Below are 6,316 nucleotides of genomic sequence, written 5' to 3'. Positions count from 1 at the left end.
AGCCTTCTCTGCCGCACCACCTGCAGCTTTATTGACGGCATCAGCAGCCTTCTCCGCTGCACCATTTGCAGCTTTATTCACCGCATCAGCAGCCTTCTCTGCCGCACCATTTGCAGCTTTATTCACCGCATCAGAGGCCTTCTCTGCCGCACCAGAATTCGTATCATCCTTAGTATATTGTGCAAACCACCGCGCACCACTTTGAACAGAAGAAGTAGAACAGGCTACAAGAAGGGCCATGTAAAAGGCTGTTCTCCAATTTTTTTTAAGACATATCGACATATTTTCCTCCCCTAAAGAGTTCATTTTTAATAATTGTTCATGTTATTTCAATGTTGTAACAGCACGTCGATTTTGATTCCAACAGGAAATATCATCACATACTGCTACAGGTCTTTCTTTCCCATAAGAAATCGTTTGAATCCGTTGTAGAGACACACCAAGAGACGCCAAATAGTCACGCACAGCAACAGCACGACGTTGTCCCAGTGCCAAATTATATTCACGTGTTCCCCGCTCATCAGCATGTCCTTCAATCATAATAGAATAGTGAGGATAACGCAGCAACCATTCTGCTTGGCGCATAAGAATAGCTTCAGCATCAGAATTAAGAGAAGAAGAATCGAGACTAAAGAACACGCGGTCTCCAACATTCACAGTAAATTCTTGTCCCGATCCTGGTGCCACTTGATTAAATCCAGCATGATTTAAATAATCGCTATTCAATCCAGCACCATGCCTTTTGCCACAACCAACCAAAGACAATGAGAACAACAAGATCATCACTAAGGGATGAAGGATAATATTTGGGATAGAGCGCATGTATTGATTCTCCTTGAACGAGTAAACAGAACAATTGAAAAGATAGATTCTTTCAAAAGCGCTTCAAGAATAGTTGCAAATTCCTAACGAAGAAAAAACTTTTCCTAACATTTTTATTATTACCCTTCATTTTTAAGCCTTGATAACCTAGCCTTTCAGCACGCAGAAACAATAGCCTTTAGCATTGTTAAGTATCTTTTTCTGCATCATCATCCTGACAGCTTTTTTGTAGCGCATTGAGTTTTGCAAAAACTTTATCGGCATCAAAACTCTTATTAGGATCATCTTCCAGCGGCTCTTCGTGAAGATCAGCATTTTCTGTGACTGACGCAGGAAGCAAAGATCTATCTTCTTCCATAGCAATGGGACGATTTTTTGCCGCACGCTGGAGTTCAAAATCCAAATCGATTTGTGAACAGAGCCCCAATCCTACGGGATCCAAAGGCACCAAATTCGCACTATTCCAATGGGTTCTAAGGCGAATTTGTTCAATGGTTGCTTTAGTTGTCCCAATTAATCGTGCAATCTGTGCATCTTTCAACTCAGGATGATTGGTCACCAACCACAAGATACCATTTGGGCGATCTTGACGCCGAGACAGCGGGATATAGCGTGCTCCTTTACGTTTTTTTTCAGGAATGCGCACCTTTGACTCAGAAATTTTCAAGCGCGCATTTTTATCAGCTTCCACACGAGCGATTTCACTCCGTGTCAATTGTCCAGAATTAATGGGATTGAGACCTTTAATACCATGGGCAGCTTCACCATCAGCAATAGCTTTCACTTCTAACACATGTAATTTACAAAACTCTGCAATCTGATCAAAAGAAAGAGCAGTGTTATCAACCAGCCAAACAGCTGTGGCTTTTGGCATCAAAAGTTGCGTTGCCATCTCTATACTATCCTCTCACTTCGCCTCTCTTAATTTATTTGAGGCAGGTTATTGCCCACTCTTGAGCACTGGAGCCTTTATTCATATCTATACATTAGGTTCTCTTCACCCACTGTTATATTAAAGTGAGGGATGAAACAAACCACTTTTGCCATGAAATTATATTCCTTTATAGCCTGTTTTTTGTTGAACGACAAGATATCTCTCTTTTAATGATCTTTAAATAGAATATCTTTACCTTTAAAGTGAATTTTTTTATTAAAGGACTTATTTGATCACCTCATCTTGATATTTGGGCACATTTATTCTAGTGAAATACGTGTTTCATCCCCTAAAATGAGGGGTACGGCAACCGGAAAAAGCCCTCAAACTGGAAAGAAAACTATGGCAGGTCATTCACAATTTAAAAATATTATGCACCGTAAAGGACGCCAAGATGCAGTGCGTTCGAAAATATTTTCTAAACTTGCACGTGAAATTACCGTTGCAGCCAAACAAGGTGCCCCTGATCCAGCCATGAATCCGCGCTTAAGGCTTGCTGTTCAAAATGCCAAAGCACAATCGATGCCAAAAGACAATATTGAGCGTGCCATTAAGAAAGCTTCAGGGGGTGATGTCGAAAATTATGATGAAGTCCGCTATGAAGGCTATGGACCAGGGGGTGTTGCCGTCATTGTTGAGGCTTTAACAGATAACCGTAACCGTACCGCTTCAAATGTGCGTGCTGCTTTTACCAAATCCGGTGGAGCATTAGGTGAAACAGGCTCTGTCAGCTTCATGTTTAACCGTATTGGTGAAATCGTCTATAAACCAGAAGCAGGGACAGCAGACCACATCATGGATGCCGCCATCGAAGCAGGTGCAGACGATGTACAATCAGAAGAGACTGGACATCACATTACCTGTGCCTTTGAAGATATTGGTGAAGTTTCTAAAATGCTAGAAGCCAAACTTGGCGAAGCAGAATCGATTAAAACGATTTGGAAAGCCACCACCCTTGCCCCCATAGATGAAGAAAAAGCTTTATCCGTTTTACGGCTCATTTCGACACTAGAAGAAGATGATGACGTGCAAAATGTCTATGCCAACTTCGACGTCAGCGATGAGATTTTAGCAAAATTATCAAGTTAATTTTTCAGTAACCATCACTGCGCGCGCTCTTCCCATGAGAGCGCCACGCAACTGCCAAAATAGCAGTACCATCGTCTCCCATTTTTTCCCCAACAAAGACAAAACTCCGCTAAACAAAGTAAGGCATTCCACAGAGATTTTAGAATATTTTCCACAAAAATCATAAAGACTCTCTAGGAAATCTTTTCACAAGCATCTCTGCCCCAAGACCCAATACTCCCCTTAAAACCCAATTCTCTTATCAAATCTCACCAATGGCAAAACCAAGGAAAATGAGAAATCTTACTACAATTTCCGCTCAACCAATTATAAAGCAAAAAACCATCTCTCTCGAAATCGTAGAGGTGATCCTTATGCATAAGAACAACTGCCCTTTCCCATTGTTTGTTATTCTTGATCGCATCGCCTTTATTGCCTGTTGAGCAATGGCGACCACGCAGGATCAGAAGCATCATTGGGGGTCGGCAATTGACGTTCATTACGTCCCGTAATATCGATTGTATAAAGTTTAGGACCCATACCTGGATTTTTGCGAAAAAACATTAGGACACGTCCATTTGGCGCCCAAGTTGGTCCTTCATTGTGAAAACCCGTGGTTAAAATCCGTTCTCCTTTTCCATCAGGGTGCATGACACCAATAGAGAATTGTCCCTCTGATTGCTTTGTAAAGGCGATATAATCTCCACGTGGCGACCAAATAGGTGTAGAATAGCTTCCCTCATTTGAAGAAATACGCCGGATATTGTTCCCATCTGCATCCATTATATAAATTTGTGGCTTTCCACTGCGATCTGATGAAAAGACGATTTGTGTTCCATCAGGCGAATAAGAAGCGGATGTATCAATAGCAGAGGTTGTTGTAAGCCTTGTCATTGTGCGGGTTCGTAAATCCATAGTGTAAAGATTTGCACTTCCGTCATTTTGCAACAAACTCATGATCACTTTTTGTCCATCAGAGGAAAAACGCGGCGCAATGGTCATATTTTCAAAGGTCCCAATCAGTTCCCTTTGTCCCATTTCAATTTGTTGCAAATAAACATGAGGTATTTGCTTATCCTCATAAGCCATATAGGTAATTTCTTGCCGTATGGGTGAAAAGCGAGGGGTCAAAATCAATTCACTACCATCGGACATATAGATCAAATTTGCTCCATCTTGATCCATAATTGCTAAGCGTTTAACACGTGCATTTTGAGGACCTGTTTCATCTATAAAAACAATTCGTGTATCAAAATAGCCACTTTCTCCTGTCATTTCACTGTAGATCTCATCGGCGATCATATGCGCAACCCGTCTCCAATGTTCTGTAGCGGTATAAAAACGCCGTCCTTTAAGTTGTCGCTGTCCAAAAACATCCCATAAACGAAAATCAACTCTCAATCGCCCATCGGTTTCTCTTATCACTTGTCCGGTAATCAAACCTTGTGCTTTTATTTTTTGCCAACGAGCAAAAGACGGTGGCCGATTGGGATTAGAGATTTTTTCAAAAAAGCTTTCCTTATCAAGCGGTAAAAAAAGCCCTGACCGTTCAAGATCGGCTGTAATAACAGCGGCTATTTTTAAACCTATCGAATCATTAGAAATAAAATCAGTAATTGCAATGGGAATAGGATTAAAGTCAGCACTAGAAATCGTGCCCTTCAGTTGTGCATGAACCGATGAAAAACTCGCAAACCACAAACCGCAAGTGACAATAAACCAAGAAAAAAAATTATGTCTCGTCATAATCATCATGGCATGTATCCTTTATATATTTTGAGGGCTATTGAGAAAAAATATATTTTCATCTCATCGTGTTATTTCTTGAAGGGGATCAACATTAAAATCAAAGCCTTGGCCCCACAAATCATATTGATCGCGTGGCAGATCCCCGTAAGGCTGGCATGAAAAAACGGCTGCATAGACCTGCCTTATCATAATAGCCTGTTGGCTTTCTGCACCACTTAAGGGCTCAATGACCGGCTCTCCCATAACCATTCCTTCACGATTGAGAGTAAATCGCAACCGTACAACCGGACGGCTCTTTAAATCACCACCAAGTGCCACAAGTTTAAGCTTTTGTTGAATACACCCCCCAACAATAGTGACCAATGTTTGTGCCATTTTTGTGGTATCGTCAATATTTTTTTTGCCCCCAAAGCTGCTTGTGTACTGGAACGTTTTGCTCCTCCTCCTTGTGTACGTGCACGATTTAAGAGATTATTTTCTTCCATTGCCAAAATATCTTCAATGGTCTTATGATTCATTTGTTGATTTTTTTTATTGTGTGCTTGCGCAATTTGTATTTTTGTGTCTTTGGCAGGTTTTGGTTTCAACTGTGGCAGCAGAGGTTTTTCTGGCAAGACAATTTGGCGTTCCTGCGAATGTTTTGTTGCTTGCTCTACAGGCACTTTGTTGACCATCGGAGCCAATTTTTGTGGCGATATCACTTCTTCATTTTTGCGCACCTCTAAAGGATTCTCTCGCGGCTTCTCCGCTACTGCCTCCCTTTTCTCCCCTGACACCTCTCGCGGCTTCTCCGCTACTGCCTCCCTTTTCTCCTCTGGCACCTCTAGCGGCTTCTCTGCTACTGCCTCCCTCTTCTCCCCTAACACCTCTAGCGGCTTCTCCGCTACTGCCTCCCTTTTCTCCCCTAACACCTCTAGCGGCTTCTCCGCTACTGCCTCCCTCTTCTCCTCTGACACCTCTAGCGGCTTCTCCGCTACTGCCTCCCTTGTCTCCTCTAACACCTCTCGCGGCTTCTCCGCTACTGCCTCCCTTTTCTCCTCTGGCACCTCTCGCGGCTTCTCCGCTACTGCCTCCCTTGTCTCCTCTGGCACCTCTCGCGGCTTCTCCGCTACTGCCTCCCTCTTCTCCTCTGACACCTCTAGCGGCTTCTCCGCTACTGCCTCCCTTTTCTCCTCTGGCACCTCTCGCGGCTTCTCCGCTACTGCCTCCCTTGTCTCCTCTGGCACCTCTCGCGGCTTCTCCGCCACTGCCTCCCTTGTCTCCTCTGGCACCTCTCGCGGCTTCTCCGCCACTGCCTCCCTTTTCTCCCCTAACACCTCTAGCGGCTTCTCCGCCACTGCCTCCCTTTTCTCCTCTGGCACCTCTAAAGGTGGCTCTGTTTTTGTTTCCTCCTGTTCTGATAGCGAAGATGCTGTCTCAATGAGCCGAGGTTTTTCTTTTTCTTTAAAAGGCATAAGACTGTCTATTTTTCCTTCTCCAACATAGCGTGCATCTTCTTTTTCCTGTGGTTTAATAGTGGGTTTGACAGCAGGAATTGCCTGCACAGGTGCATCTACAGCACCCTTTTGAGAGGAAAGCTCGTCATCCACAGGTGCAAGAGTAATGGGAATGACTTCCAATTGTTGTGGTAAAGAGACGGGATTGATGAAAGTAACAGCCCCCCAGCTAAGAAAAATAACATGAATGACAAGGGATAAAGCCAAGCCTCGTTTCATGCTATGATAAGAGTCTTTGTTCATCTCC

At 43.4% G+C, this 6,316-nt stretch carries 6 protein-coding genes and 1 pseudogene; 1 reads left to right on the top strand and 6 read right to left on the bottom strand.

From position 1 onward, the window contains the following. The 3 genes and pseudogenes from BN202_RS09930 to BN202_RS04970 all read right to left on the bottom strand — a co-directional run. Positions 1–240: pseudogene (locus BN202_RS09930) on the bottom strand (hypothetical protein); the annotation flags it as partial. Between the two features lie 84 nt (positions 241–324). Beyond that, on the bottom strand, positions 325–822 hold the full coding sequence (gene pal / locus BN202_RS04975; protein WP_019219469.1) for a peptidoglycan-associated lipoprotein Pal: 498 nt from the start codon (positions 820–822) through the stop codon (positions 325–327). 187 nt (positions 823–1,009) lie between these two features. Then, positions 1,010–1,714 (bottom strand): DUF1013 domain-containing protein, encoded by a 705-nt coding sequence (locus tag BN202_RS04970; RefSeq protein ID WP_019219468.1) that lies wholly within the window; start codon positions 1,712–1,714, stop codon positions 1,010–1,012. Between the two features lie 384 nt (positions 1,715–2,098). On the opposite strand from BN202_RS04970, the gene BN202_RS04965 reads away from it, so the two are divergent. After that, positions 2,099–2,845: a YebC/PmpR family DNA-binding transcriptional regulator gene (locus BN202_RS04965; RefSeq protein WP_034987328.1), complete on the top strand. Its 747-nt coding sequence runs from the start codon at positions 2,099–2,101 to the stop codon at positions 2,843–2,845. A 408-nt stretch (positions 2,846–3,253) separates the two neighbouring features. On the opposite strand, the gene tolB is transcribed toward BN202_RS04965, so the two are convergent. The 3 genes from tolB to BN202_RS04955 are packed head-to-tail and all read right to left on the bottom strand — an operon-like array spanning position 3,254 to position 6,312. Next, entirely contained in the window at positions 3,254–4,576 is a 1,323-nt protein-coding gene (tolB, locus tag BN202_RS04960; RefSeq protein WP_198005543.1) for a Tol-Pal system beta propeller repeat protein TolB, read from the bottom strand. A 57-nt stretch (positions 4,577–4,633) separates the two neighbouring features. Beyond that, the gene (locus tag BN202_RS10500; protein WP_341871762.1) at positions 4,634–4,891 is read right to left on the bottom strand and encodes a hypothetical protein; all 258 of its coding nucleotides are present in this window, start codon (positions 4,889–4,891) and stop codon (positions 4,634–4,636) included. After that, on the bottom strand, positions 4,870–6,312 hold the full coding sequence (locus tag BN202_RS04955; protein WP_341871761.1) for a cell envelope biogenesis protein TolA: 1,443 nt from the start codon (positions 6,310–6,312) through the stop codon (positions 4,870–4,872). The genes BN202_RS10500 and BN202_RS04955 overlap by 22 nt, the downstream gene beginning before the upstream one ends. Between the last annotated feature and the right edge of the window lie 4 nt (positions 6,313–6,316).

The organism is Bartonella florencae, from assembly GCF_000312525.1.
GTDB classification, from domain to species: domain Bacteria; phylum Pseudomonadota; class Alphaproteobacteria; order Rhizobiales; family Rhizobiaceae; genus Bartonella; species Bartonella florencae.
This window is presented reverse-complemented; position numbering and strand designations above follow the sequence as displayed.